The organism is Bradyrhizobium sp. CCBAU 51627 (assembly GCF_028128765.1).
Lineage (GTDB): Bacteria > Pseudomonadota > Alphaproteobacteria > Rhizobiales > Xanthobacteraceae > Bradyrhizobium.
This window is the reverse complement of the sequence record NZ_LBJG01000085.1, coordinates 107,131-133,065: the sequence shown is the minus strand read 5'-3', so window position 1 is coordinate 133,065 and position 25,935 is coordinate 107,131. Positions and strand designations below refer to the sequence as shown.

Genomic DNA, 25,935 nt, shown 5'->3' with positions numbered 1-25,935 from the left:
CCGAAAGCTTCTCGTTCGCCTCAACGCCAAAGCTCGCGATGCGCGTACCACCTACGCTAATGCAACTTGACAACAGAGATAGTCGCTCACCCGTCTCGCCGCTTCGCGGCGATCCACCCTCTCCCACAAGGGGGAGAGGGTTTAAACGCGATCAACCTACGCGGAACGTCACGCCGCCCAGCAGAAACTCATTGCCCGCAACCGCAAGGCCCTTCGCCTTGGCGGCATGCAGCACCTGCGCAGCATCAGCCACCCGAAACTCCAGCGCACTCATGATCTCGCTAGCGCCGTTCACGAAGCGGAAAATCGCATTGGGCAGTTTCAGCTCGCAGCCATCAGCCACAACCCCGGTGATTTTGCCCCAGTGCTCGGCCAGCCCTTGCGGATCCGGGCTTTGCATCTCCACCGCCGTCAACGCCTGCGTCACGTCCTTCCGGATGAACTTTTGCCAGTCCGGTCCGGCCGGCGGATAAGGGCCCAGAATGTCGTCGCTGCCTTCGGTGTGATTGAACTCGATGAAGGCGGCGCGGCAGTCGCGGGGATGGAGCTGCACGCCGTGATACGGCGCGTGGTCGATCACATTGGCGGTGCGCACGCCCATCGCGTTCGCATGACGGCCGCGCTCGTCGGGATCGTTGCAGCAGAAGATCGCCATGTAGCCGCCGCGACCGCCGGTCTTCCCGATGAAGCGGCCGGCCGTGGTGCCCTCCTTGAACGGCGCCACCACCTCCAGCAGGATCGTATCGACCGGCAGCAGCGCGTTCTCCAGGCCGTACTTTGCGACATTGCCGTCGCGGTAGCAGACGGAAAGGCCCATGATCTCCGCGATGTCGGAAATGACTGGCGCAAGCTGCGGGGCGACGAGACAGATCTGCCGCAGCTGCATATAGGGCGCCATTGTCATGCGCCCTTGAAAGACGGCTTGCGCTTCTCGACAAAGGCCTTGGCGGCCTCCTTGTGGTCTTCGGTGTCGCCGCAGCGGGTGTGATGGATCGCCTCGCCGTCGAAGCAATCCTCCAGCGGCAGATGCTCGGCATTGTTGATGTTGCGCTTGATGTAGCCGAGCGCGATCGAGGGTCCCTGCGCCAGCGACAGTGCGAGCTCGTGCGCGGCCGCGTCGATCTCGGCATCGGGCACGACCTTCGTCACCATGCCGATCGCATGCGCTTCCCTGGCGGTCAGCACCGGCGACATGAGGTACAGCTCGCGCGCCCGGGCGCTGCCGAGCAGTTGGGTCAGGAAATAGGTGCCGCCGTAGTCGCCAGAGAAGCCGACCTTGGCAAAGGCCGTGGTGATCTTGCAGGATTCTGAGGCGATGCGCAGATCGCAGGACAGCGCCATCGAGAGGCCGGCGCCGGCCGCGGCACCGTCGAGCTGCGCCACCACGGGCTTTGGCATCTGATGCAGGATGCGCGAGACCTCCATGCCTCGGCGCAAGTTTGCCATCTTCACCTCGAACGGCAGCGGCGCGCGGCCCGCGGCCATCGACTTGACGTCACCGCCGACACAGAACGAGCCGCCGGCTCCCTTGAACAGCACCGCCCGTACCTCGGGATCGTCAGCGGCGCGCCGCGCAGCTTCGCCGAGACCTGCGACCATCTCCGGATTGAGCGCATTCTTCCGCTCGGGACGGTTCATGGTAATGGTGAGCAGCCCGCCTTCGAGCTTTTGCAGAACCATGTCGTTCATGGGACGTCTCCCTTGTTGTTGTTGTTGTTTGTCTTGTCATTCCGGGGCGCGACGAAGTCGCGAACCCGGAATCCATTGATCAACCGTCACTGCCGCGCCATGGATCCCGGGTTCTCGCTACGCGAGCCCCGGGATGACGCTCCGCGTCACTTCTTCACCAGCGGGCAGCGCGACTGCTCGAGCGCCTGGAACGCCTCGTTGGCCGGCACGGTGGCGAGCAGCTTGTAGTCGTCCCAGCGGCCCTTCGATTCCGACGGCTTCTTGACCTCGAACAGGTACATGTCGTGCACCATGCGGCCGTCCTGGCGGATCTTGCCGCCATGAGCGAAGAAGTCGTTGATCGGTGTCTCCTTCATCAGCTTCATGACCGCCGCAGCATCGGTCGTGCCCGCCGCCTTCACCGCCTTCAGGTAATGCGTGACGGAGGAGTAGACGCCGGCCTGCGCCGAGGTCGGCGGCCGCTTGACGCGCTCCATGAAGCGTTTCGAGAAAGCGCGCGTCTCATCGTTCATGTCCCAGTAGAACGCTTCGGCGAGCAGCAGGCCCTGCGCGGTCTCGAGCCCGATCGAGTCGATGTCGGTGACGAAGGCGAGCAGCGGCGAGACCTTCTGGCCGCCCTTCATGATGCCGAACTCGGCCGCCTGCTTGATGGCGTTGACGGTGTCGCCGCCTGCATTTGCAAGTCCGATCACCTTGGCTTTCGAGGCCTGCGCCTGCAGCAGGAATGACGAGAAGTCCGAGGTGTTGAGCGGATGACGCACGCTGCCGAGCACCTTGCCGCCGGTCTTCACCACGACGTTCGTGGTGTCCTTCTCCAGATCCTGGCCGAAGGCGTAGTCGGCGGTGAGGAAGAACCAGGTGTCGAGCCCGGATTTCACTGCCGCAAGGCCGGTGACATTGGCCTGCCCGAAGGTGTCGAACACGTAGTGCACGGTATAGGGGCCGCAGGCCTCGTTGGAGAGCCGGATCGAGCCCGGTCCGTTGAAAATGATGATTTTGCCCCGCGCCTTGGCGATCTCGCCGGCCGCAAGCGCGGTGGCGGAGGCCGCGACATCGTAGATCATCTCGACGCCCTGGTTGTCGATCATGTCGCGCGCGATGTTGGCGGCGAGATCGGCCTTGTTCTGATGATCGGCCGCCAGCACTTCGATCTTGCGGCCGAGCACCTCGCCGCCAAAATCCTCGACAGCCATCTTGGCCGCGGTCTCGCTGCCGGGGCCGGTGATGTCGGCGTACAGGCTCGACATATCGAGAATGCCGCCGATCTTCAGGGGAGGCTTGTCCTGGGCCTGCGCGGCGATTGCGCTGAGGGCAAACGCGGCGGCAAAAATGCCCGACAAAATATGCTTCATGGAAAAAACTCCCTTGATCGCCTGGCTCTGATGGCGGCTTGATTATTGGTGTTCCCGCAATCATGCCGCATGCGCAGCAGCGCAGCAAGCAGAAGCGCGATGCGCAGCTCGCGACGGCTTTGTGTTTTCCGCAAAGCGGAATGGTGAGGTGCGAACAAATGTCGCCGCATCATTGCGAGCGACGCGAAGCAATCCAGAATCTTTCCTCAGAGGCAGTCTGGATTGCTTCGTCGCGTCGCTCCTCGCAATGACGGAGTGAGAGGAAAACTCTTCGCGATCCGCTATACTTGAGGTAAAGCTGGAGCGTAACGCAACCTCTCCGGGTCATGTGACGCAGCGCCTTCACCTCATCGTCGCACTTCTTCTCGTCATGGCTGGCGCCGCGTCCGCCACGCCTTGCCAATTCGACACGCAAGGCGAGGGCCGCGTCGTGGCGGTGGTCGATGCACGCAGCATCCGTCTCGACGATGGCCGCGATGTCCGCCTCACCGGGATCGAAGCGACAGCAACGACGAAGCAAGCATTGACTTCGCTGCTCGTCGGCCGCGACGTCATCCTGCGCGGCACCGACGACACGCCTGACCGCTACGGCCGCCAGGGCGCACTGGTCTTCATCGGCGAAAGCGACACCTCCGTGCAGGCGGCACTCCTTGCCCAGGGCGACGCCCTCGTGTCAGCCGAGATCGCGGACAAGGAGTGCGCAGCCGCCCTGATGGCGTCCGAAGCTGAGGCACGGCGCCAAAAAAAGGGCAGCTGGGCTGACCCATCGGCCATAAAAAACGCGGAAAGTCTGGACGATATTTTGGCCGGGATCGGGCGCTTTATGGTGGTCGAGGGCAAAGTCCTGTCGGTCCGACAAGCTGGGGCAATGACCTACCTCAACTTCGGACGAAGCTGGACACGCGGCTTTACGGCGACTATTTCAAAGCGCAATCTGCCGGCGTTCGAAAACGCCGGAATTACCATTAAGTCCTTGGAAAATAAGCGAGTTCGCGTTCGGGGATGGATTGAGGGGAATACGGGGCCGCGTATTGATATGCTCCGGGTGGGACAGGTCGAGTTGCTGAGCGCAAACGAGCCGACAGGGGTAAAGCCTTAAATCGGGCCGGGCACGGGTTAAGCGACGTGAATGGGGTGCTAGAACGGCACGGACGAGGTGATGGCCGCCGCCTGCGGGCTGCGCCGGCCGCGCTTTGCCTTGCGCTGGGCACGGCGCTCGCCGGTTGCGGCGATATGGGCCGGTTCCAGACCGCCGCACCCCCGCCGACGGTGGCGATGCCCAAGCCGAAGCCGGCGGTTGCCCAAACCCCGGCGACCGAGAAGGAGCACGAACGCATCCTGGCGAGCTATGGCGGTACTTATGACGATCCCAGGCTCGAGGCGCTCGTCAGCAAGACCGTCGACCGGCTCGTCGCCGCCTCCGAACGCCCCGATCAGGGCTACAAGGTCACCATCCTCAATTCCGGCGCGGTGAACGCCTTCGCGCTGCCGAACGGCCAACTCTATGTCACGCGCGGGCTGCTCGCGCTTGCGAGCGATACGTCGGAATTGTCCTCCGTGCTCAGCCACGAGATGGCGCATGTGCTGTCCAAGCACGCCGCGATGCGCGAGGACCGGGCGCGCCAGGCCGCGATCGTCACTCGCGTCGTCACCGACATGAGCACCGACCCCGATCTGACCGCGCTCGCGCTCGCCAAAACCAAGCTCACCATGGCGAGCTTTTCGCGCAACCAGGAGTTCGAGGCTGACGGCATCGGCGTTGGCATCTCCGCCAAGGCGCATTTCGATCCCTATGGTGCCGCCCGCTTTCTCTCGGCGATGGAGCGCAATGCGGAGCTGAAGGCCGGCAAGAGTTCGCTCGACCCGCGCGCGCAGGATTTCACCTCGTCGCATCCGGCGACGCCCGAGCGGGTGCAGAATGCACAGGCCATCGCGCAGCAATATGCGGTCCCCGAAGGCGCCGAACGCGACCGGGAGAGCTATCTCTCCGCGATCGACAACCTCGTCTATGGCGAAGACCCGAGCGAAGGGTTCGTCCGCGGACGGCGCTTCCTGCATCCGAAGCTCGGCTTCACCTTCCAGGCGCCGGACAATTTCACGCTGGACAACACCGCGCAGGCGGTGATCGGCGTGCGCGAGGGCGGCTCGCAGGCAATGCGCTTCGACGTGGTGCGCGTGCCGGCCGAGCAGTCGCTCGGCGATTACCTCAATTCCGGCTGGATGGAGGGCGTCGAGAAGGCGTCCACCGAGGATCTCACCATCAACGGCTTCCCGGCCGCATCCGCGACCGCCAAGGGCGACCAGTGGCAGTTCAAGGTCTATGCGCTGCGTTTCGGCAGCGACGTCTATCGCTTCATCTTCGCCACGCGGCAGAAATCGACGGAAAGCGAGCGCAATGCGCGCGAGACCGTCAATTCATTCCGCCGCCTGACGCTCGAGGAGATCCAGGCCGCGCGTCCGCTGCGCATCAAGGTCATCACCGTGCAGCCCGGCGACACCGTGGAATCGCTGTCGCACCGCATGGCCGGGGTCGATCACCCGGCCGAACGTTTTCGTGTGCTGAATGGCCTCGATCGCACGGCACAGGTGAAGGTGCGCGACCGCGTGAAGATCGTGACGGATTGACGCGCGGCGGTTACCGCGCTTTTTCCTTCAGATAGGCGATGATATCGGCGCGATCCTGCGCATCCGGCACGTCGAAGAACATCTTGGTCTCCGGCACCATGGCTTGCGGGCTGATCAGCCATTTGTCGAGGTTTTCCTCGCTCCAGACGATCCCCGAATTCTTCAGATCGGGCGAGTAGTCGTAACCGGGAACGCTGCCGGCCTTGCGCCCGACCACGCCCTTATGCATCGGGCCGACGCCATTCTCGTCGATGGAGTGACAGTCTGCGCAGCCCTTGTAGAGGGTCTGGCCGCGCGCGGCGTTGCCGGTGGCGCCCGCCGGCCCGGCTGCGCACAGCAGCGCTATCGCGACGAGAGCCGGGCGTGTCGGACTTCGCGGAAGGACGGAATTCGACCGGACGTTCATGTGATCTCCTGTTTGCGGCAGCAAACAGGATCGTTCCGATCGAATTTTATTCCCGTCAGTTGGACGATGTTCCCGCGTCCATGTCGCCCGCCTCGCGCTGGCCGCTGAGCCAGAGCGCGAGCAGGGTCCAGAACGCGCCCGAGAGCAGGTACGCACCCGAGGCGATGACGCCGAGATTGGTGGCGAGCAGAAGCGCGACGAGCGGTGCGAACCCGGCGCCGAACAGCCAGGCCATGTCCGAGGTCAGCGCGGAGGCCGTGTAGCGGTACATCTGCTTGAAGTTCGAAGCGATCGCGCCCGAGGACTGGCCGAACGACAGGCCGAGCAGGATGAAGCCGATCACCATGTAGATGGTCTCGCCGAACGCGCCGGCATCGAGCAGCTGGGGGGCGAAACCGCTGTAAATCGCGATCGCGATCGCCGATCCCATCAGCAGCGATTTGCGGCCGACACGGTCGGCGATGATGCCGGAGGCCACGATCGCGGCGAGGCCGAACACGGCGGCGACGATCTCGATGATCAGGAAGCGCACCGGGCTCTCGCGGGTGAACAGGAACACCCAGGACAGCGGGAACACCGTGACCATGTGGAACAGCGCGAAGCTCGCCAGCGGTGCGAACGCGCCCAGCATGATGTTGTGGCCTTCCCGGGCAACCGTGTCGGAGATGCGCGAGGGCTGGAGTTCGCGGGTCTCGAACAGCGAGGCATATTCCTCTGTCGTCACCATGCGCAGGCGCGCGAACAGCGCCACGACGTTGATGGCGAAGGCGACGAAGAACGGATAGCGCCAGCCCCAGTCGAAGAAGTCGTCGGCCGAGAGATTGCCGGCGAAATAGGCGAACAGCGCGCTCGCGACGATCAATCCGAGCGGCGCACCGAGTTGCGGCACCATCGCGTACCAGCCGCGCTTGGAAGCGGGCGCGTTCAGCGCCAGCAGCGAGGCCATGCCATCCCAGGCGCCGCCCCAGGCCAGGCCTTGCGCGATGCGCGCCAGCGCCAGCAGCCAGACCGCGGCGACGCCGATCTCGGAATAGCCGGGCAGGAACGCGAGCGCCACGGTGGCGGTGCCGAGCAGAAAGAGCGCCGAGATCAGCTTGGCCGTCTTGCCGTAGCTGCGGTCGACCGTCATGAAAATGACGGTGCCGATCGGCCGCGCCATGAAAGCCAGCGCGAAGATCATGAAGGAATAGAGCGTGCCGGTCAGCTCGCTGGTGAACGGAAAGACCAGGCGCGGAAACACGATCACCGAGGCGATCGCGAACACGAAGAAGTCGAAGAATTCCGAGGTGCGGCCAATGATGACGCCGATGGCAATCTCACCGGGACTGGCCTGGTCGTGGCCGTGCTCGCCCGAGTGGAGGTCTGCCATTGCGGGGGTCTGTGCCATCGCCATTCGTGCGCCCTTAACGTCCTGAAAACCAAAGCCGACCGCCCGGCGGGGCGCCAGGCAATCTGGCTCTCTCTGACCCAACATCCCGCACCGCAACATTGGACAAATTGTCCAATGTCCGGATTGTTGCGTCGCAGCTACCCGTTGGCCCCGCAAAGGAAACTCATTCTCATAAGGCTCGGCCCGTGTCCCGTCTCAAGATCCTGGCGCTGCTACCCCTGGCAGTTGCGCTCAGCGGCTGCAACTACATCGTGCTGGCGCCAGCCGGCGATATCGCGGCGCAGCAGCGCGACCTCGTCATCATCTCCACCGTCCTGATGCTCCTGATCGTCGTCCCCGTGATGGCGCTGACGGTGCTGTTCGCCTGGCGCTACCGCCAGTCCAACAGTTCGGCCCGCTACGAGCCGGATTGGGACCACTCGACCAAGCTCGAGTTGGTGATCTGGTCGGCACCGCTGTTGATCATCGTCTGCCTGGGCGCGCTGACCTGGATGGGCACGCATCTGCTCGACCCCTATCGCACGCTCGGCCGCATCCATGCCGACCGCGCGATCGACCAGTCCAAGGCGCCGCTCGAGGTCGACGTCGTCGCGCTCGACTGGAAGTGGCTCTTCATCTATCCGGATTACGGCATCGCCACCGTCAACGATCTGGCCGCACCCGTCGATCGTCCGATCAACTTCCGCATCACCGCCTCTTCGGTGATGAACTCGTTCTACATCCCCGCGCTCGCCGGTCAGATCTATGCGATGCCGGGCATGGAGACCAAGCTCCATGCCGTTGTGAACCACGCCGGCACTTATAAGGGCTTCTCGGCGAACTACAGCGGCGCCGGCTTCTCCGGCATGCACTTCAACTTCCAGGGCCTCGACGACAAGGGCTTCGATGCGTGGGTCGCACAGGCCAAATCGGCCGGCGGCTCGCTCGGCCGCACTGAGTATCTCCAGCTCGAAAAGCCCAGCGAGAACGAGCCGGTGCGCCGCTGGGGCACGGTCGATTCCGATCTCTACCGCCTGATCCTCAACATGTGCGTCGAGACCGGCAAGATGTGCCAGAGCGAGATGATGGCGATCGACGCCAAAGGTGGCAACGGCCATGAGGGCCTGAACAACACCCTGCCGCTCTCCTACGACAAGTACGCCCGCCGCGGCACCGCGTTCGGACCCGAGCCGAGCTTCATCGCAGGCACCTGCACGCCGGATGCGCCGCAAGGCCAGACCACGGCCGCGATCAAGGCGCCGCTCGACCCCGCGCCGCTCGTCGGCGCCGGCCTGAAGCGGCCGACATTCGCGCCGCTGAAGTCCTCGTCCTTCTTCCTCGGACAACGTCCCAAGTCAGACTCCTGACGTCAGACTCCTAAAGAGATCCAGCATGTCTCCTGATCTTCTCAAGTTCATCTTCGGCCGGCTCGGCTTCGATTCGCTGCCGATCCACGAGCCGATCCTCGTCGGCACCTTTGCGGTCGTCGCGCTCGGCGGCGTCACGCTGCTTGCAGGCCTGACCTACTTCCGCCTCTGGGGCTATCTCTGGCGCGAGTGGTTCACCACCGTCGATCACAAGCGCATCGGCATCATGTATATAATTCTCGGCATCGTGATGCTGCTGCGCGGCTTCGCCGACGCGCTCATGATGCGGGCGCAGCAGGCGATGGCATTCGGCGGCTCGGAGGGCTTCCTCCCCGCCCATCACTACGATCAGGTCTTCACCGCCCACGGCGTGATCATGATCTTCTTCGTGGCGATGCCGCTGGTCACCGGCCTGATGAACTACGTGGTGCCGCTGCAGATCGGCGCGCGCGACGTGTCATTCCCGTTCCTGAACAATTTCAGCTTCTGGATGACGGTCGGCGGCGCGGTGCTCGTGATGCTCTCGTTGTTCATCGGCGAATTCGCCCGCACCGGCTGGCTGGCCTATCCGCCGCTATCCAACATCGGCTACAGTCCTGATGTCGGCGTCGACTATTACATCTGGGGATTGCAGGTTGCAGGCGTCGGAACGACCTTATCCGGCATCAACCTGATCTGCACCATCGTCAAGCTGCGCTGCCCCGGCATGACCATGATGCGGATGCCGGTGTTCACCTGGACTTCGCTCTGCACCAACATCCTGATCGTCGCCTCCTTCCCGGTCCTGACCGTCGTGCTCGCGCTGCTCTCGCTCGACCGCTACGTCGGCACCAACTTCTTCACGAACGATTTCGGCGGCAGCCCGATGATGTACGTGAACCTGATCTGGATCTGGGGCCATCCTGAAGTCTACATCCTGGTTCTCCCGGCCTTCGGCATCTTCTCGGAAGTGACCTCGACCTTCTCCGGGAAGCGCCTGTTCGGCTACACCTCGATGGTCTACGCCACGGTCGTCATCACCATCCTGTCGTACCTGGTCTGGCTGCACCACTTCTTCACGATGGGCTCGGGCGCCAGCGTCAACTCGTTCTTCGGCATAACCACGATGATCATCTCGATCCCGACGGGCGCGAAGATGTTCAACTGGTTGTTCACGATGTATCGCGGCCGCATCCGCTACGAGCTGCCGATGCTGTGGACGATCGCCTTCATGCTGACCTTCGTGCTCGGCGGCATGACCGGCGTGCTTCTCGCGGTGCCGCCGGCCGACTTCGTCCTGCACAACAGCCTGTTCCTGATCGCGCACTTCCACAACGTCATCATCGGCGGCGTGGTGTTCGGCGCGTTCGCCGGCATCAACTACTGGTTCCCGAAAGCGTTCGGCTTCAGGCTCGATCCGTTCTGGGGCAAGCTGTCGTTCTGGTTCTGGGTCACCGGATTCTACATGGCCTTCATGCCGCTCTACGTGCTCGGCCTGATGGGCGTGACCCGCCGCCTGCGCGTGTTCGACGATCCCTCGCTGCAGATCTGGTTCGTCATTGCCGCGATCGGCGCCGGCCTCGTCTTCCTCGGCATTCTCAGCATGCTGATGCAGTTCGCGGTCAGCTTCCTCAAGCGCGAGCAGCTCAAGGACGTCACCGGCGACATCTGGAATGCGCGCACGCTGGAATGGGCGACCTCCTCGCCTCCGCCGGACTACAACTTCGCCTTCACCCCCGTCGTTCACGACAACGACGCGTGGTGGGACATGAAGAAGCGCGGCTACCAGCGTCCGCTCACCGGGTTCAAGCCGATCCACATGCCAAGCAGCACCGGCACCGGCATCATCCTGGCCGGCTTCGCCACCGCGATGGGCTTCGGCCTGATCTGGTACATGTGGTGGCTGGCCGCGTTGAGCTTCATTGCGATGCTCGCCGTCGGGATCGGTCACACCTTCAACTATCACCGCGACTTCGATATCCCGGCTGACGACGTCATCCGGACCGAGGACGCGCGCACCAAACTGCTCGCCGGAGCCAAGTAAATGACTGTCGCTGTCAATCCCGCACAAACCGGCGAGCCGGTCTTCTACCTCGCCGACGAACATCCGCATCCCGAAGGCTACAGCACCTCGCTCGGCTTCTGGATCTATCTGATGAGCGACTGTCTCATCTTCGCGATGCTGTTCGCCGCCTTCGGCGTGCTCGGCGCCAACTACGCCGCCGGGCCCGCGCCGAAGGACCTGTTCGACCTCGACCTCGTCGCGGTGAACACCTCGATGCTGCTGCTGTCGTCGATCACCTACGGTTTTGCCATGCTGACGATGCAGCAGAACAAGATCGCCCAGACGCAGATGTGGCTCCTGATCACCGGCCTGTTCGGTGCCGCCTTCATCGGCATCGAGCTCACCGAGTTCGCCCACATGATCCATGAGGGCGCCACGCCTCAGCGCAGCGCCTTTCTGTCCGCCTTCTTCACCCTGGTCGGCACCCATGGCCTGCACGTCTCCTGCGGCCTGATCTGGCTGGTGACCCTGATGGTGCAGGTCTGGCGTTTCGGCCTGATCGAGGCCAACCGCCGTCGCCTGATGTGCCTGTCGATGTTCTGGCACTTCCTCGACGTGGTCTGGATCGGCGTCTTCACCTTCGTCTACCTCCTGGGAGTTCTGCGATGAGCACCGATACCCACGCAGCCGGCGCGCACGATCATCACCACGACGACGGCCACGCCCACAGCACGTTCTCGGGCTACATGCTCGGCTTCGTGCTCTCGGTGGTGCTCACCGCGATCCCGTTCTGGCTCGTGATGAGCGGCGCACTGCCGAGCAAGCAGATCACCGCGCTGGTCATCATGGCCTTCGCGGTCGTCCAGATCGTGGTGCACATGATCTACTTCCTGCACATGAACACCAAGTCCGAGAACGGCTGGAGCATGATGGCGCTGATCTTCACCATCGTGATGGTGGTGATCGCACTGTCCGGTTCGCTGTGGGTGATGAACCACCTCAACAGCAACATGATGCCGATCCACGAGATGACGGGAATGAAATGAGCGATCTCGTGAGCCCTGGGGACAACGAACGGCGCGGCCCGGCAAGGGCTGCGCGTCCCTCCTTGTGGCTCACGGCGCTCTCGCTGATCGCCTTCGTTGTTCTGATGGCCCTCGGCGTGTGGCAGGTCGAGCGCCGCACCTGGAAACTGGCGCTGATCGACCGCGTCGAGCAGCGCGTCCATGCTCCGGCCCAACCGATCCCCTCGTCGGCTTCGTGGCCCACCGTCTCCGCTGCAAATGACGAATACCGCCACGTCCGCGTTTCGGGCCGTTTCCTGCATGATCACGAGACGCTGGTCCAGGCCGTCACCGAGGAAGGTCCCGGCTATTGGGTGCTGACGCCGCTGAAGCGCGGCGACGGCACGACCATCCTGATCAACCGTGGCTTCGTACCGTCGGAGCGGCGCGACGCCTCGACGCGCCAGGCCGGCAATCCGGAAGGACTGGTCGAGATCACGGGCCTCCTGCGCATCACCGAGCCGAAAGGCGGATTCCTCAGGGACAACGTCCCCCAGCACAACCGCTGGTATTCGCGGGATGTCGCCGCGATCGCGGCTGCGCGCGATCTCCAGAACGTCGCGCCTTTCTTCGTCGATGCCGACGCCGGATCACAATCCGCTGGCGGTCCGATCGGCGGATTGACCGTGATCCGCTTTCCCAATAACCACCTGGTCTACGCGTTGACGTGGTTTGCCCTGGCTTTCATGCTGGCCGGTAGACTTTTCGTCACCTTCCGCGGCGGGCTGTTCCGCCGCAAGAAAGCCTTGAACGGCTTCGTCCACGAACCGGCCGGCGGCTTCGATGCCTCCGCCCGCAGGACGGGATCAGATGCTGGAACGATCGTCGAACCGACCTGACGACGGGAACAATTATGGCGGCCCGGCCGTCACGCTGCAATCGCAGGCGGACGCACGCAGCGAGCTGATCGGCGCCGCACCGACCGACGACGAGACCAACCGCAAGAACATGGCGCTGCTGATCCAGCTGCGCTGGATCGCCGTGGTCGGCCAGATCGTGACCATCGGTGGCGCGCATTTCTGGCTCGGCATTCCCCTGCCCCTGACCCGCATGGGCGCGGTCATCGGCGCGCTGGTGCTGCTCAATATCTCGAGCCTGATCTGGGTGCGTCATCGCGCCGCGATCACCAACAATGAGCTGCTTGTCGCGCTGATGCTCGATGTCGCCGCGCTGACCGCGCAGCTTTATCTGAGCGGCGGTGCCACCAATCCCTTCACCTCGCTGTTCCTGCTCCAGGTCACGCTCGGCGCGGTGCTGCTCGATGCCCGCTCGACCTGGTCGCTGGTGGCACTGAGCTGCGCGAGTTTTGTGTGGCTGACGGTGGCATACCGGCCGCTCGACCTGCCGCCCAATCCGCTGAGCGAGACCTATACGCTGACCGTCACCGGCATGCTGCTGGGTTTCGTCCTCAATGCCGTCTTGCTCGTCGTGTTCGTCACCCGCATCAACAGAAACCTGCGCGAGCGCGACGCGCATCTGGCGGCGCTGCGCCAGCACGCTGCCGAGCAGGACCACATCGTCCGCATGGGTCTGCTCGCCTCCGGTGCCGCGCATGAGCTCGGCACACCGCTCGCCTCGCTCTCCGTCATCCTCAGCGACTGGCGACGAATGCCCGATCTCGTCGCCGATCAGGAGCTTGCCGAGGACCTGACGGAGATGGAAACATCGCTGCAACGCTGCAAGTCGATCGTGACCGGGATCCTGGTCTCGGCGGGGGAAGCACGCGGTGAAGGATCGTCTCCGACGACGGTGACGGCGTTCGTCACCGCGCTGGTCGAGGAATGGCGCGACGCCCGCTCGGCGCGGACACTGTATTTCGTCAACACGTTTGGCGAGGACGTCGCGATCGTCTCCGACATCGCACTGAAGCAGGTGATCTTCAACGTGCTCGACAACGCCTACGAGGTCTCGCGCGAATGGGTGGAGCTGGTGGCCGAGCGCGAGGGCGACAACCTCGTGCTCTCGATCAGCGACCGCGGCCCGGGCTTTGCGCCGGAAATGCTGGCTCAGCTCGGAAAACCCTATCAGTCGAGCAAGGGCCGCGCCGGCGGCGGACTCGGCCTGTTCCTGGTGGTGAACGTCGTGCGCAAGCTGGGGGGCAGCGTGACGGCCGAAAACCACAGGAAGCGCGGCGCTACCGTGCGGCTGATCTTGCCGCTCGCAACGCTCGCGATCGGAGGCAGCTTTGACCCCTGATCGTTCGCTCATCGTCGTCGAGGACGACGAAGGCTTCGCACGCACGCTGAAGCGCTCTTTCGAGCGCCGCGGCTACGAGGTCGTGCTGGCCGCCTCGATCGAGGAGGTCCGCAAAGTCCTGGAGGCGAGATCCTTCGGTTACGCCGTGGTCGACCTCAAGCTCGGCGGCGCCTCCGGCCTTGCTTGCGTCGAGCTGTTGCATACCCACGACGAGGAGATGCTGATCGTGGTGCTGACGGGCTTTGCCAGCATCTCGACCGCCGTCGAGGCCATCAAGCTAGGGGCCTGTCACTACCTCACCAAGCCCTCCAATACCGACGACATCGAGGCCGCCTTCACCAAGGCCGAGGGCAACGCCGACGTCGCGCTGGACGTGCGGCCGACCTCGATCAAGACGCTGGAATGGGAGCGCATCCACCAGACCTTGATCGAGACGGATTTCAACATCTCGGAAGCCGCGAGGCGGTTGGGCATGCACCGCCGCACGCTGGCGAGGAAGCTCGAGAAGCGGCCGCTGAAGTGATGAAAGCCTAGGGTGAACCCAAGCAAGAAGCCCGGCCGTTCGGCCGGGCTTTTGGTCTGTTGCAATCGGCGCGCGAAGCGAACTTACGCGGCCTCGTCGGCGACGGTGGTGTCGTCACCATCGCTATCGTCGGTATCGCCCTCGGCATCCGTCTCGCCCTCGGCGGCTTCCGCCTTGGCGTTGGCGCGACGCGGGCTCTTGGCGAGCTGGGCCTCGATCTCCTTGACCGCTTCGGTCTCGGTCGAGTGCTGCACCACCGCGATTTCGCGTGACAGACGATCCAGCGCCGCTTCATAGAGCTGGCGTTCGGAGTATGACTGCTCAGGCTGCGATTCCGAGCGATAGAGGTCGCGCACGACTTCCGCGATCGCGACGATGTCGCCCGAATTGATCTTCGCTTCGTATTCCTGGGCGCGGCGCGACCACATGGTGCGCTTGACGCGGGCGCGGCCCTTCAGCGTCTCAAGTGCCTTCTTCACCAGCGCGGGCTCGGACAGCTTGCGCATACCGACATTGGCGACCTTGGCGGTCGGAACGCGCAGCGTCATCTTGTCCTTGATGAAGTTGATGACGAACAGCTCGAGTTTCGCGCCGGCGATCTCCTGCTCCTCGATGGCCAGGATCTGGCCGACGCCGTGAGCGGGATAGACGACGAATTCATTGGCCTTGAAGCCCTGACGCTGGGTCACGACCTTCTTTTCCTCGACCTTCGGCGCGCTGGCGGCGGGCTTCACGGCCGGCTTGGCAGCAGCAACGGGGGCCTTGGCGGGGGCGGCGGGAGCCTTCGGAGCAACGGGCTTGGCAGCGTGAGCCTTAACAGCAGCGGGCTTGGCAGCAGCAGGCTTGGCAACGGTCGCTTTCGCGGCCGGTTTGGCAGTCTTGTTAGGCATTGCGCTTCTTTTGTTCTTCGAGGACTTTGCAGCCGGCGGCGCCTTGGCAGCGGTCCGACCCTTGGATGCGCTACGGGTGGCCGCGGCGACTTTTTTGGCCTCCTTATGGGAAGCCCTCGCTGAAGTACTCTTTTTACGCGTTTTCTGTGACACAGCCTGCGCGCGGAAACTGCCACGCCCCTGTTCGACATTTGGTTTCACGGGAACCCAGAGGGGCCAACGGGGCTGACGGGGTTCGGCTTAATGTGCCCAATATAGCACATTTCCCGCAAAAATCAATGATTTAGGGGTTTCAAGGGCTGGTTTTCGGCGGCAGCGCCGCTATTAGGGTTAAGTTTAGGCCCTAATTAGTCTCCGGAGCCGGGATTCGGAGAAAAATATTTCTCGAACTTCCCTTCCATTCCGTCGAATTCCTTTGCGTCTTCGGGTGATTCTTTCTTCTGGGTGATGTTCGGCCAGCTCTTGGCGTATTCGGCATTGACCTGAAGCCACTTCTCCAGCCCCGGTTCCGTGTCCGGCTTGATGGCGTCGGCGGGGCATTCCGGCTCGCACACGCCGCAGTCGATGCACTCGTCCGGATGGATGACAAGCATGTTGTCACCCTCGTAGAAACAATCGACCGGGCAAACCTCGACGCAGTCGGTGTACTTGCACTTGATGCAGTTTTCAGTGACGACGTAAGTCATCCAACGCTCCGAAAAGCTCTTTTAAAAGTCGCGGCTTGCGTAGCGCGGATGGCCCCGCGCTGCAAGGTCGGGAAGCCCCGATCATGACGGCTTTATGTGTTTGATCGACCAAGAAATGAATATCGAACGCAACTAATTGCGCTTTGCGTCGCCGAGCTCCTCGTAGAGCACGCGCGCCGAGGCGGCATCGCCGCGGCGCTCGTTGAACCCGGTCACCTTCAGCACACGCACGGTGCGATCGAGCGCGACGGTGATGACGTCGCCGATCTTGATCGCATGGCCCGGCGATGTTTCGCGCGCGCCGTTGATGCGGACGTGGCCGGACTCAACGAGCTCGGCTGCCGAGCTGCGCGCCTTCACCACTCGCGCGTGCCACAGCCATTTGTCGAGACGCTGCCGCTCGGTGGTCGTGGGATTACTCCTTCCGACCGGCGAGCTGCTCTTTCAGCGCGGCGAGCTTTGCGAAAGGCGAGTTCGGGTCCGCCGGACGATCGCGCTCGTGCGGGCTGGCGCTCGAGGCGTAGGGACGCAGCGACGGACCACCCTGACGGTCGCGGCCCTTGTCGCGGTCGCGGCCCCTGTTGTCGCGGCCCTTGTCCCGATCGCCGCCGAACTTCTTGGCGTCGCGGTTGCGATCGCGATCCTTGTCGCGGTCCTTGCCCTGGAAACTGCGATTGCGCTCGTCGCGGCGCTCTCCGCCCTCGCCGCCTTCACGGCCTTTGCGGAAGTCTCGGCCGTCGCGGCGATGACCGCCGCCATGACGATGGCGCTCACCCGGCTTGGCACCTTCGGCAGCTTCGCTGGGTACGGCCGCGCTACCAGTTTCAGCACCGGCCTGCGGGCGCTGATTTTGGTGGCGCTGATGGCGGTGGCGCTCGTGGCGCGGCTTGCGGTCCTCGTGGCGGCCGCCCGGACGCCAGACCTCGACGAGCTCGGGCTCGGCCGGTGTCGCAGCCGCTTCAACCGGGGCTGCGGCATCGGGAGAGGCAGCAGCTTCCGTTGCGGCGATCTCGGCCGGAGCGGCTTCAGCGGCAGCCTCGACGGGTGCAGCGGTTTCTTCGGCCGGCGGCGCGATGCCGGGGGCATCTTCCGGCGTGACGGGCGCTTCAGGCGAGGCTTCGAGCGCCGGCTCTTGGTGCGCGGGCTCGTCGTGTTGCTCCATGCCGGGCGCGTCTTCGACCGTGACGGCGGTTTCGATCGCGGCATCAGCGGGAGCCGCGGCCTCCTCGGTCGCGGGCGTTTCGGCGAAAGCCTCCGTGGCCGGCGTCTCCGCAGCAACAGGCGCGGCCGGCTTCGGCGGCAGCGGCGCACGCTTCTCCATGCGATAGCCGAGCGCGCGCAGCATCGAGGCAAAATCCTCTCCGGCGGAGCCGGTGAGCGAGGTCATCGCCTGTGTCACGACGAAGCTGCGGCCGTCGAACGCACCGGCGGGCCTTTCGCCGGGCGAATTCTCGCGCCAGGCCAAAGCGGGGCGGATCAGATCGGCCAGGCGCTCCAGAATATCGACGCGGACGGCGCGCTCGCCGGCCTGCTTGTAGCCGAGCACGCGATAGGCATCGCGCGGCAGACTCTTGTCGACCGGAAAGGACGTACGGCCGGACGAGGCCAGATGCTGCGCGCCCGACAGCGCCGACAGATCGACATTGTCCTGCTTCAGCGCCCACAAGAGAGCGGCCAGCGCGCGCGCGGCGGGCTTCAGGATGCCGGGGAAATAGATGTGATAGGCGCCGAAGCGCACGCCGTATTTACGCAGCGTCGCGCGCGAGGGCTGGTCGAGATCCTTCAGCTCGTTCGCGATCTTCGGACGCTCGAGCACGCCGAGCGCCTCGACCAGCTGATAGGCGATGCCGCGGGCAATGCCGGTGACGTCCTCGGCCTTGCTGAGCTCGAACATCGGCCCGAGCAGCTTTTCGATATGCGTCTTGAGCCAGAGCTCGAGCCGCGCCTGCACCTTCTCGCGCGGCGCGCCGGTGAGGCGCTCGTCCGAGATGATGCGGATGCGCGGATGCAGCGCATCGTCCGCGGCGGACAGCCGCGCCACGGCATCGCCGGTCCAGCGGATGATGCCTTCCGAGGTGAGCACGAACTGCTCGTCCGGCGCATTGCCCAGCTTTTCGGCGCGCGCATTGATCTCGCCGGCGAGCACCGCTTGCGCGGCAGCCTGCAAGGCTTTCGCATCGGAGCCGGCTTCCGCCGCATCCGGTGCAAAGGTGAAGCCATCGAGGCGGCCGATGACATGGCCTTCGACGATAACTTCGCCGGTCTTGCCGATTTCCGTATTCAAGCTCGTGTTCTCCCGCAGGCGGCGCATCAATACACTGGTCCGGCGATCAACGAAACGCTCAGTCAAGCGTTCATGGAGCGCATCCGATAATTTATTTTCGACCTCCCGCGTGATCCCCTGCCAGCGATCGGGGTCTTTCAGCCAGTCCGGGCGGTTGGCGACGAAGGTCCAGGTGCGAATCTGCGCGATCCGGGCCGACAGCGTGTCGATGTCGCCGTCGATGCGGTCGGCCTGGTCGACCTGGGCGGCGAACCAGGAATCGGGGACGCAGCCCTTCTGCATCAGGAAGCCGTACAGCGTCGTCACCAACTCGGCATGGGCTGCCGGCGACAGCTTCCGGTAATCGGGGACCTGGCAGGCCTCCCAGAGCCGCTCCACGGCGGCCTTGCCATGCGCGATATCGCGCACCTCGACGTCGCGGGCGGCATGGTCGAGCACGCGCATGTCTTCAGCGATCGGCGCCCGCGTCAAGGTGTCGTGGCCGGGGGCCAGGTTGAGCGAGACCTGGAGCGCGCCGAGCGAGGAGAAATCCAGCTTCGAGTTGCGCCATTGCAGCATCTTCACGGGATCGAAGATGTGGTTCTGGAGCGCATTCACGAGCTCCGGCTCGAACGGGGCGCAACGGCCCGTGGTGCCGAAGGTGCCGTTGCGCGTGGCGCGGCCGGCACGGCCGGCGACTTGCGCGAACTCGGCCGGCGTCAGACGGCGGAACTGATAGCCGTCGAACTTGCGGTCGGAGGCGAAGGCGACGTGGTCGACGTCGAGATTGAGGCCCATGCCGACAGCGTCGGTGGCGACGAGATAATCGACGTCGCCGCTCTGGAACATCTCGACCTGCGCATTGCGCGTGCGTGGGCTCAGCGAGCCCAGCACCACGGCGGCGCCGCCATGCTGGCGCTTGATCAGCTCGGCGATGGCGTAGACCTCGTCGGCGGAGAAGGCGACGATCGCCGTGCGGCGCGGCTGGCGCGTGATCTTGCGGTCGCCGGCGAATTCGAGGCTAGACAGGCGGGGTCGCGTGATCATCGACACGCCCGGCAGCAGCCGCTCGATGATCGGGCGCATCGTCGCGGCCCCGAGCAGCAGCGTCTCGTCGCGGCCGCGGCGGTTGAGGATGCGGTCCGTGAAGACGTGGCCGCGCTCCAGATCGGAGGCGATCTGGATCTCGTCGACGGCGAGAAAGGAGACATCGAGGTCGCGCGGCATCGCCTCGACGGTCGAGACCCAATAGCGCGGATGTCTCGGCTTGATCTTCTCCTCGCCCGTCACCAGCGCGACGGCCTCTGGGCCGACGCGGGCAACGATCTTGTTGTAGACCTCGCGCGCGAGCAGGCGCAGCGGCAGGCCGATCATGCCCGAGGAATGCGCCAGCATCCGTTCGATGGCGAGATGGGTCTTGCCGGTGTTGGTCGGCCCGAGCACCGCGGTGACGCCGGCGCCGGGCACCCGCTCGGAAGCGAAGGGGGAAGGAGGAAAGGCCATGTCTGGGTGATTAGGTAATGGCTAATGGGGCGAATGTCAGTGCTTGATGGGGCCGCGAGATGTCGATCGCTCGCCCCACGCACTGCTGTCATGCCCCGGCTTGACCGGGGCATCCAGTACGCCGCGGCGCCCGGTCAAGCCGGGCGATGACACCTACGGTGTGGGAACAGCTTCCGAAAATTTCGCGCAACTGTCTCACTTTGCGACGCTTTTCCCTCGCGTTTTAAGTTTCGGAACGACTCTAGAACGAATCGCGGCCGAATCGCTGACTCCCGCGGGAGTCCCGTTCCGTTCACGCAACATGTCGCGGACTCGTTTTGCGTGTGCACTAGATGGAGTTTCGGGCCGTCGCACAAGCGGCGCTTCGAGGGCGGATTTCGTTAAGTTGGGGATGGCACGGAGTCGAATCAGAATCGGGGAGGAGTCAAATGGATTCCCGAAAGCGAACCCCTCGCCTCTTTTCGCGAAAACAACCCCATGCACAGTAGGTAAGTCATTGAATTCATTGGGCTCTGTTTCCGGCCCGCGCGGTAGGCCGTAGAGCTAAGGCCCTACTGCGTCTTCGCCACCCGCGGCGGCTGGGCGGTGGTGATGAAGCTGGTGGCTTCCAGCATCGCAGGCCCCAGCGGCGTCGGCACTTTCAGCCAGAAGGGAACCAGGATGCGGGTGCCGGCGACCGGCGCGAGCGCGATCTCGATGTTGCGCTGGGCGGCCAAATATTTGATCACCGGGCGGTCGGGGATGTAGCCGGCGATGGGCACGAAATAGAGCGCGCAGACCACGACCGGGCCCTTGTACCCCTTCTCGGCTTTCACCGTCTCCATGCGCTTGAAATCGAGCTTGAGCTCGTAGCGCATGCGGCCGTCGAAGATGGGTGCGCCGCCGTGGCAGGCCTCCGGCGACAGCGGATCGCCGTTGCCGGGCACGCGCACCAGCGAGGCCGTCATCGGATCGAACACGCCGCGACGATGCGCGTCCGTCACCACGATGCGATCAGGATCGACCGGCGGTTCCGGAATGATGCCGAACTCCTTCACATTCCCCTTGTCGAGGATGATGCGGATCTCCTCGGTCTTCTTCGAGGTGGTGGTGGAGGCCTGGTAGGCGGTCGCGACCAGCGCGCCATTGACGATGCGCCCCTGGCTGGCGCCGGTGCCGGACCCGCCCGCGAAGGATTTCAGGAGGCCGGTGGTGCCGCCGGAAGCCGCCGCCGAGAACACCTCGTCCTGGATATCGATGTTCCAGGCGCCGCGGCCGACCGGAATGCCCGCCAGCGTCGCCTCATATTGCGCCTCGAGCTTGCCCTGCGCCGCGGCCGGATCAGCCCCCCAGGCCAGCACCAGGGCGCCAAACGCGGCCAGCGCCAGCCGGCCGGCCGCGCGCGGCCGGGGCGGAATGAGGAGAGACGTGGGCACGGGACGATCCAATCGGAAAAACGAGTGGTTTGTTACTTAAGCCAGTTCCTGCGCCAGGCAATGCAAAAGGGGCGGCAAAGGGTCGAAACTCACCGGACTCTTCGGCCTCGATTGCGCCCTTTATGTGATGGTAAGGCGTTTTAAACATTGCCGTTTTGGTGATTGGCGGAGGTTCCGGGCGGCGGACCTGAACACCTCTTCCCACCAACTCCGCTGCCCCCCCTGCGCTGTCATGCCCCGGCTTGACCGGGGCATCCAGTACGCCGCGGCTTCACGACCCTAGCCGCGCTGGCTCGGAGTACTGGATCGCCCGGTCCTAGCGCGCAATTGCGCGCAAGGCCGGGCGATGACACCGCTCGTGGGGGCATGACGCGGGCCACGAAACCCCGCCCCAAATCCTTGACTACCCGGCCCACTCCCCCTATACGTCCGCCCGCTCCCTGCAAGGACAGAGAATTTGCTCCCCCGTGGCGCCCCGAATGGCCGCCGCAGACTTGGGGGACAGGATAAGGATTTTTGCCATGTCTCGCCGCTGCGAACTGACGGCCAAGGGCCCCCTCGTCGGCCACAAGGTCAGCCACTCCAACATCAAGACCAAGCGCCGCTTCCTGCCGAACCTGGTCAACGTCACCTTCATCTCGGAAGCGCTGGGCCGCAACGTGCGCCTGCGCGTCTCCACCAACGCGGTGAAGAGCGTCGACCACAATGGCGGCTTAGATGCCTACCTGCTCAAGGCCAAGGCCGACACCCTGTCGCCCCGCGCCGTCGAGCTGAAGCGCGCCATCGAGAAGAAGGTCGGCGACGCGCCGGTCAAGAAGGCGAGCTGAGGTTTCAGAGTTGGGCGGGGGCTAGGTTGCGTCGCGTGGCGTAGGCTTAAGCCCGAGTCAAGTTTGTGTAGCGGCCGGATCGGAAGATCCGGCCGTTTTTGTTTGTGGCGGGATGAAGCAACATCATTGCCAGCCCAAATTATGAGACCACTCTCACGGCTATATGTAAGAGCCTCGGCTCGTGTTAGCTTTGCTGCCAACTGCTTCGCTAGGGCTTTTCGGTGGCACGAAGTGACCTTCTTCTATCAATAGTTCGCGCCGGCGCTACCGGTGACCGGGCCGCCTTGCGTTCATCCGTAGAAGCCGCAGTTGCAGAAGAACGAGGGAAGAACCATCACGTACTAGCCGACCGCCTGCAAAGAGCGCTGTCCGCCGTCACGGTGACCCCACCTGCAAACGTCGCACCGAACGGTGCTCAGGCCGGCAAAGACAGCATTATAGAAATTATCCCACGAAAACGTCTGGAAGAGTTGATCCTACCTCTTCCCGTTGCTCAGCAAGTGAAGCAGCTTATCGAAGAACAACATCGAGCTGACTTGCTACGAGCTCACGGCATGCAGCCACGGCATCGCATCTTGCTCTCAGGTCCTCCCGGTAACGGCAAAACTTCAATCGCTGAAGCTGTTGCGGAAGCTCTAGCAGTTCCGTTCTTTACGGTTAGATACGATGCGCTCGTTGGATCTTTTTTGGGCGAAACCAACACTCGCTTGGCACGGCTGTTTGACTATGCCCGGACCGTTCCTTGTGTTTTATTTTTCGATGAATTCGACTCGATTGGAAAAGAGCGCGGAGACAGCCAAGAGACAGGCGAAATCAAGCGCGTCGTCTCTTTCTTGCTGATGCAGATCGACCGCTTGCCTAGCTACGTTGTTGTCGTCGCGGCCACGAATCACGCCGAACTATTGGATCGCGCGGTGTGGCGTCGCTTCGAACTTCGATTAGCTATGCCCTCGCCTTCTCACGAGGCTCTCGCTGCCTTCCTAGACCGCCAGTTTGAAGGGTGGCCGCAGCGCGCGGGAACATCGGCGGATAGCCTAGCAACCAAGCTTGGTGAAATCAGCTTTGCCGAAGCTTTGGATTTTTGCCAAACCGTCCGGAGACAGCACATACTTTCGCTCGCGAATCGCGAGCTAAAAGATATTGTACGCGAACAGGTTGAGTTATGGACGTCAAGGGTTACTGCAACGCCAGATGCCTCACGACCCTCAGAAGCCACTTCTACGTCTAAACAAACCAAGAGAAGTCCCAAAGCGCCGATCAGGCGGCGGAGGGGGCACGTCAAGACGCTTTGACCGGCAAGCACAAGCTCAAAATCACGGCCCCATCTTCTCCCAACTCCAGGGTATTCTGAATCGACCTGATGCTGCCCTACAGCTTCGATCTGACCCAAACTCGCTAGCTCCGGAACGACTTCTTGTCTTCGAGGTCACCGGCTCGGTGCAGAATTTTGCAAGAGCGGTCCACCGCATAGATGGATTGGAGTTTGCGGGCGAAGAAGAGCTTGAACCCGACGACTTCGACCCAAACCCTGAGTTTTATTTGCTTGTCCCTCAATTAGGGGCGCTACAGCAGATCGTTTCGCTTTGGGAAATTTGGCTACGCGAAGGTCGTGTCCCCAGAAACTACACACCTTGGAGAGACCTGTTTTCACAGCTTCGCGCCGTCCGTCCTTGGGGACCCAGTGACCGCGTCTCGCATGCAAATCGGGTATATTTCCATGATCTGGCAGATGAAGCACCAGACACCGAGTTCTTCAGATTAGAGATCGAGCTGGTCTTCAGAAATTCGGTCGAGTCGTCGCAATCGACTGAGCATGATGCTCGTCAACTCATCGAGACGATCGGCGGACTGGTAGTCCACGAGACCTATCGACCAGAGTTTGCATACCACGCCCTGTTGGCCGAAGTGCCCGCAACTGAAATACGCCGTATAGCCGCGCTCGATCCGACGTCGCTCGCGGGCGCAGACCCTGTTGCCGCCATCACTCCCCAGAGCATTGGGACAGGCATCGATGTCGCGGACGAGATGATCGCAGCAGGGATCGCGATTCCAGCACCTACTCGAGAGCAACCGATAGCAGCCGTATTTGATGCTGTTCCGGTTCAAGCTCACCCATTGCTTACTAACTGGCTAAAAACTGACGACCCGGACGATCTTGAGGCACGCGCGGTAGGGCAGCGCGTGCACGGGACGGCAATGGCCTCATTAGTTGTTCACGGCGATCTAAACGACGGCCCCTCGCCGCTGAGCCGTCAAGTCTATTTTAGGCCCGTTATGTATGCGCCAGCATTTGGCGCAGAAAAGTTTGACGAAGATAGGCTTGTAGTCGATGTAGTCTTCGAAGCCGTCATGCGCATGAGAAGCACTGATGGGGCAGAAGTAATCGTTGTAAATTTATCCCTTGGCGACGCAACGAAGCCCTTTTCCGGTAAGATATCTACATGGGCTCGTGCGCTCGACTATTTGTCCTACACGTACGGCCTACTTTTCATCGTTAGCGCAGGAAATTCAGGACAGGCTATCGTTCTCAACGACTTTCCTAATGAAGCAACCTTCACCGCGGCTCCGCTTGATGCACAAATCCGGGCTACTCTAGCCGGCATAGACGCAGTAAAGGCTGACCGCCGAGTACTTGCGCCAGCCGAAAGCATCAATTCTCTGACGATCGGAGCTTGGCATCGCGATGCTTCACAAGAGCTCTTCAGGGGCACTACACCCTTTCCGCCATTCACCGGTGTAGAGATGCCAAACTTTTCCTCTAGGCTCGGCCCAGGGTTGCGACGCGCCATTAAACCTGAGACCTTGTTCGCCGGTGGACGAGAAAGGGTTAGGATTGGGCCTGCGTCTTCGCCCGTAGATCTGGCTCCACATCCTTACCCCAGCCGATATTGGGGACTTAAAGTAGCAGCACCCTCACAAAATGGAGCGCTTGGAACGCACTTCACGATAGGTACAAGCGCGGCTGCGGCCTTAGCTACGCACTCAGGGCATCGAATATTTGATGCCCTTGAACAGGCGTACCCTCAAATTATCGAAACGATGCCGTTGGCGGAGCGGGCGGTTCTCCTTAAATCATTCCTGGTTCATTCCGCATCTTGGCGCGGCAGCGAAATTTTTGTTCGCAGCATTGTCGATCCGACAATGAAGCTTCATCATGAACATTGGCGGCGAGAGGTCAGTCGTTACTTGGGCTTCGGATTCGTCGACCCTGACAATGTTGTTGCGTGCGCGAACGACCGAGCGACGTTGTGGGCGACCGGAACTTTGGGGCCAGAGGATTCCTTGATCTTCGATCTGAGCGTCCCTCAATCACTTACAACCTCAGCTTCTGTGAGAGAAATACGCGCTACGCTTGCTTGGTTTACACCTACCCGGCCTGGGCATCTGGCTTATCGGGCCGTAAGACTCAAGATCGACGCGCTCGAACGAAGCTCTCTGCAAATGACCGGTGTAGGTACGACATCAGATCAGCCTTCTAATAGCCAGTCCGAAAGTGGAACTGTTGTTCATCGAAGATGGACGAGCTCGCAGATCGGCGAAGCTGAAAGCGGCGCGACAATTCCGATTCAGATTCAGAGGGAGCGAGATCAAGGGACGCCTATAGACGAGCCGATCCCATTTGGTCTCGTGATCACGATCGAAATGCCCGGGGAAGATCAGATATATGAGGAGGTTCTTACGAGCGTCCAAGTACGACCGAGGATTCCGGTCCGCGCACAAGCTTAGCAAATGATTTCCGCCGAGCGGATTCATTTTCCGCTATACTCGCCCCGGTA

General features: G+C 62.9%; 21 protein-coding genes and 1 pseudogene. 12 read left to right on the top strand and 10 right to left on the bottom strand.

Annotation, left to right across the window (positions count from 1 at the left end; genetic code table 11):
- Positions 1–151: 151 nt before the first annotated feature.
- The 3 genes from XH88_RS30700 to XH88_RS30690 all read right to left on the bottom strand — a co-directional run bounded on the left by XH88_RS30700 (position 152) and on the right by XH88_RS30690 (position 3,041).
- Positions 152–898 carry a hypothetical protein gene (locus tag XH88_RS30700; RefSeq protein WP_271671958.1) on the bottom strand — a complete coding sequence of 249 codons (747 nt, stop codon included), beginning with the start codon at positions 896–898 and terminating at the stop codon, positions 152–154.
- Positions 899–900: 2 nt separating this feature from the next.
- On the bottom strand, positions 901–1,689 hold the full coding sequence (locus tag XH88_RS30695) for an enoyl-CoA hydratase (RefSeq protein ID WP_271671957.1): 789 nt from the start codon (positions 1,687–1,689) through the stop codon (positions 901–903).
- Positions 1,690–1,835: 146 nt separating this feature from the next.
- On the bottom strand, positions 1,836–3,041 hold the full coding sequence (locus tag XH88_RS30690) for an ABC transporter substrate-binding protein (protein WP_271671956.1): 1,206 nt from the start codon (positions 3,039–3,041) through the stop codon (positions 1,836–1,838).
- Positions 3,042–3,339: 298 nt separating this feature from the next.
- Between XH88_RS30690 and XH88_RS30685 the strand changes: the two genes are divergently transcribed.
- Both XH88_RS30685 and XH88_RS30680 read left to right on the top strand, forming a co-directional pair.
- A complete protein-coding gene (locus tag XH88_RS30685) occupies positions 3,340–4,140 on the top strand; it encodes a thermonuclease family protein (protein ID WP_442868496.1) in 801 nt (266 codons plus the stop codon).
- 134 nt (positions 4,141–4,274) lie between these two features.
- A complete protein-coding gene (locus XH88_RS30680; protein ID WP_271671968.1) occupies positions 4,275–5,666 on the top strand; it encodes a M48 family metalloprotease in 1,392 nt (463 codons plus the stop codon).
- Positions 5,667–5,676: 10 nt separating this feature from the next.
- Here XH88_RS30680 and XH88_RS30675 read toward each other — a convergent pair whose 3' ends face one another.
- Both XH88_RS30675 and XH88_RS30670 read right to left on the bottom strand, forming a co-directional pair.
- Positions 5,677–6,072: a c-type cytochrome gene (locus XH88_RS30675; RefSeq protein ID WP_271671955.1), complete on the bottom strand. Its 396-nt coding sequence runs from the start codon at positions 6,070–6,072 to the stop codon at positions 5,677–5,679.
- 55 nt (positions 6,073–6,127) lie between these two features.
- On the bottom strand, positions 6,128–7,465 hold the full coding sequence (locus XH88_RS30670; protein WP_271671954.1) for an MFS transporter: 1,338 nt from the start codon (positions 7,463–7,465) through the stop codon (positions 6,128–6,130).
- 182 nt (positions 7,466–7,647) lie between these two features.
- Between XH88_RS30670 and cyoA the strand changes: the two genes are divergently transcribed.
- From cyoA to XH88_RS30635, 7 genes are read left to right on the top strand one after another with little or no spacing between them, the layout of a single operon-like run.
- Positions 7,648–8,808, top strand: a complete 1,161-nt coding sequence (cyoA, locus tag XH88_RS30665; RefSeq protein WP_271671953.1) for a ubiquinol oxidase subunit II — start codon at positions 7,648–7,650, stop codon at positions 8,806–8,808.
- A gap of 25 nt (positions 8,809–8,833) precedes the next feature.
- Positions 8,834–10,831, top strand: coding sequence for a cytochrome o ubiquinol oxidase subunit I (gene cyoB, locus XH88_RS30660; protein ID WP_271671952.1), 1,998 nt, complete (start codon positions 8,834–8,836; stop codon positions 10,829–10,831).
- A complete protein-coding gene (gene cyoC / locus XH88_RS30655; protein ID WP_271671951.1) occupies positions 10,832–11,461 on the top strand; it encodes a cytochrome o ubiquinol oxidase subunit III in 630 nt (209 codons plus the stop codon).
- Positions 11,458–11,838, top strand: a complete 381-nt coding sequence (gene cyoD, locus XH88_RS30650) for a cytochrome o ubiquinol oxidase subunit IV (protein WP_271671950.1) — start codon at positions 11,458–11,460, stop codon at positions 11,836–11,838. Before cyoC ends, cyoD begins: the two co-directional genes overlap by 4 nt.
- The gene (locus tag XH88_RS30645; RefSeq protein ID WP_271671949.1) at positions 11,835–12,695 is read left to right on the top strand and encodes an SURF1 family protein; all 861 of its coding nucleotides are present in this window, start codon (positions 11,835–11,837) and stop codon (positions 12,693–12,695) included. Before cyoD ends, XH88_RS30645 begins: the two co-directional genes overlap by 4 nt.
- Complete coding sequence (locus XH88_RS30640; RefSeq protein ID WP_271671948.1) at positions 12,667–14,052, top strand: ATP-binding protein; 1,386 nt, start codon at positions 12,667–12,669, stop codon at positions 14,050–14,052. The genes XH88_RS30645 and XH88_RS30640 overlap by 29 nt, the downstream gene beginning before the upstream one ends.
- Positions 14,042–14,575, top strand: a complete 534-nt coding sequence (locus XH88_RS30635) for a response regulator transcription factor (protein ID WP_271671947.1) — start codon at positions 14,042–14,044, stop codon at positions 14,573–14,575. Before XH88_RS30640 ends, XH88_RS30635 begins: the two co-directional genes overlap by 11 nt.
- Before the next feature lie 83 nt (positions 14,576–14,658).
- Here XH88_RS30635 and XH88_RS30630 read toward each other — a convergent pair whose 3' ends face one another.
- The 5 genes and pseudogenes from XH88_RS30630 to XH88_RS30610 form a co-directional block, all read right to left on the bottom strand.
- On the bottom strand, positions 14,659–15,465 hold the full coding sequence (locus tag XH88_RS30630; RefSeq protein WP_271671946.1) for a CarD family transcriptional regulator: 807 nt from the start codon (positions 15,463–15,465) through the stop codon (positions 14,659–14,661).
- A gap of 347 nt (positions 15,466–15,812) precedes the next feature.
- The gene (gene fdxA / locus XH88_RS30625) at positions 15,813–16,151 is read right to left on the bottom strand and encodes a ferredoxin FdxA (RefSeq protein ID WP_271671945.1); all 339 of its coding nucleotides are present in this window, start codon (positions 16,149–16,151) and stop codon (positions 15,813–15,815) included.
- A gap of 132 nt (positions 16,152–16,283) precedes the next feature.
- Positions 16,284–16,553, bottom strand: a pseudogene (locus XH88_RS30620) (RNA-binding S4 domain-containing protein); the annotation flags it as partial.
- A gap of 13 nt (positions 16,554–16,566) precedes the next feature.
- The gene (locus XH88_RS30615) at positions 16,567–19,917 is read right to left on the bottom strand and encodes a helicase-related protein (protein WP_271671944.1); all 3,351 of its coding nucleotides are present in this window, start codon (positions 19,915–19,917) and stop codon (positions 16,567–16,569) included.
- A gap of 551 nt (positions 19,918–20,468) precedes the next feature.
- Positions 20,469–21,278, bottom strand: a complete 810-nt coding sequence (locus XH88_RS30610; RefSeq protein WP_271671967.1) for a DUF3108 domain-containing protein — start codon at positions 21,276–21,278, stop codon at positions 20,469–20,471.
- Positions 21,279–21,853: 575 nt separating this feature from the next.
- Here XH88_RS30610 and rpmB point away from each other — a divergent pair.
- From rpmB to XH88_RS30595, 3 genes are all read left to right on the top strand, one after another.
- Entirely contained in the window at positions 21,854–22,159 is a 306-nt protein-coding gene (gene rpmB, locus XH88_RS30605; RefSeq protein WP_271671943.1) for a 50S ribosomal protein L28, read from the top strand.
- Between the two features lie 284 nt (positions 22,160–22,443).
- The gene (locus tag XH88_RS30600) at positions 22,444–23,451 is read left to right on the top strand and encodes an AAA family ATPase (protein ID WP_271671942.1); all 1,008 of its coding nucleotides are present in this window, start codon (positions 22,444–22,446) and stop codon (positions 23,449–23,451) included.
- A gap of 145 nt (positions 23,452–23,596) precedes the next feature.
- Complete coding sequence (locus XH88_RS30595; RefSeq protein WP_271671941.1) at positions 23,597–25,885, top strand: S8 family peptidase; 2,289 nt, start codon at positions 23,597–23,599, stop codon at positions 25,883–25,885.
- Positions 25,886–25,935 lie beyond the last annotated feature (50 nt).

Excerpts from the sequence above, each read along its gene's own strand:
- XH88_RS30700 (WP_271671958.1), bottom strand. The coding sequence starts at position 898 with ATGGCGCCCTATATGCAGCTGCGGCAGATCTGTCTCGTCGCCCCGCAG.
- XH88_RS30695 (WP_271671957.1), bottom strand. The coding sequence starts at position 1,689 with ATGAACGACATGGTTCTGCAAAAGCTCGAAGGCGGGCTGCTCACCATT.
- XH88_RS30690 (WP_271671956.1), bottom strand. The coding sequence starts at position 3,041 with ATGAAGCATATTTTGTCGGGCATTTTTGCCGCCGCGTTTGCCCTCAGC.
- XH88_RS30680 (WP_271671968.1), top strand. The coding sequence starts at position 4,275 with ATGGGCCGGTTCCAGACCGCCGCACCCCCGCCGACGGTGGCGATGCCC.
- XH88_RS30675 (WP_271671955.1), bottom strand. The coding sequence starts at position 6,072 with ATGAACGTCCGGTCGAATTCCGTCCTTCCGCGAAGTCCGACACGCCCG.
- XH88_RS30670 (WP_271671954.1), bottom strand. The coding sequence starts at position 7,465 with ATGGCGATGGCACAGACCCCCGCAATGGCAGACCTCCACTCGGGCGAG.
- cyoB (WP_271671952.1), top strand. The coding sequence starts at position 8,834 with ATGTCTCCTGATCTTCTCAAGTTCATCTTCGGCCGGCTCGGCTTCGAT.
- cyoC (WP_271671951.1), top strand. The coding sequence starts at position 10,832 with ATGACTGTCGCTGTCAATCCCGCACAAACCGGCGAGCCGGTCTTCTAC.
- cyoD (WP_271671950.1), top strand. The coding sequence starts at position 11,458 with ATGAGCACCGATACCCACGCAGCCGGCGCGCACGATCATCACCACGAC.
- XH88_RS30645 (WP_271671949.1), top strand. The coding sequence starts at position 11,835 with ATGAGCGATCTCGTGAGCCCTGGGGACAACGAACGGCGCGGCCCGGCA.
- XH88_RS30640 (WP_271671948.1), top strand. The coding sequence starts at position 12,667 with ATGCTGGAACGATCGTCGAACCGACCTGACGACGGGAACAATTATGGC.
- XH88_RS30630 (WP_271671946.1), bottom strand. The coding sequence starts at position 15,465 with ATGCCTAACAAGACTGCCAAACCGGCCGCGAAAGCGACCGTTGCCAAG.
- fdxA (WP_271671945.1), bottom strand. The coding sequence starts at position 16,151 with ATGACTTACGTCGTCACTGAAAACTGCATCAAGTGCAAGTACACCGAC.
- XH88_RS30615 (WP_271671944.1), bottom strand. The coding sequence starts at position 19,917 with ATGGCCTTTCCTCCTTCCCCCTTCGCTTCCGAGCGGGTGCCCGGCGCC.
- rpmB (WP_271671943.1), top strand. The coding sequence starts at position 21,854 with ATGTCTCGCCGCTGCGAACTGACGGCCAAGGGCCCCCTCGTCGGCCAC.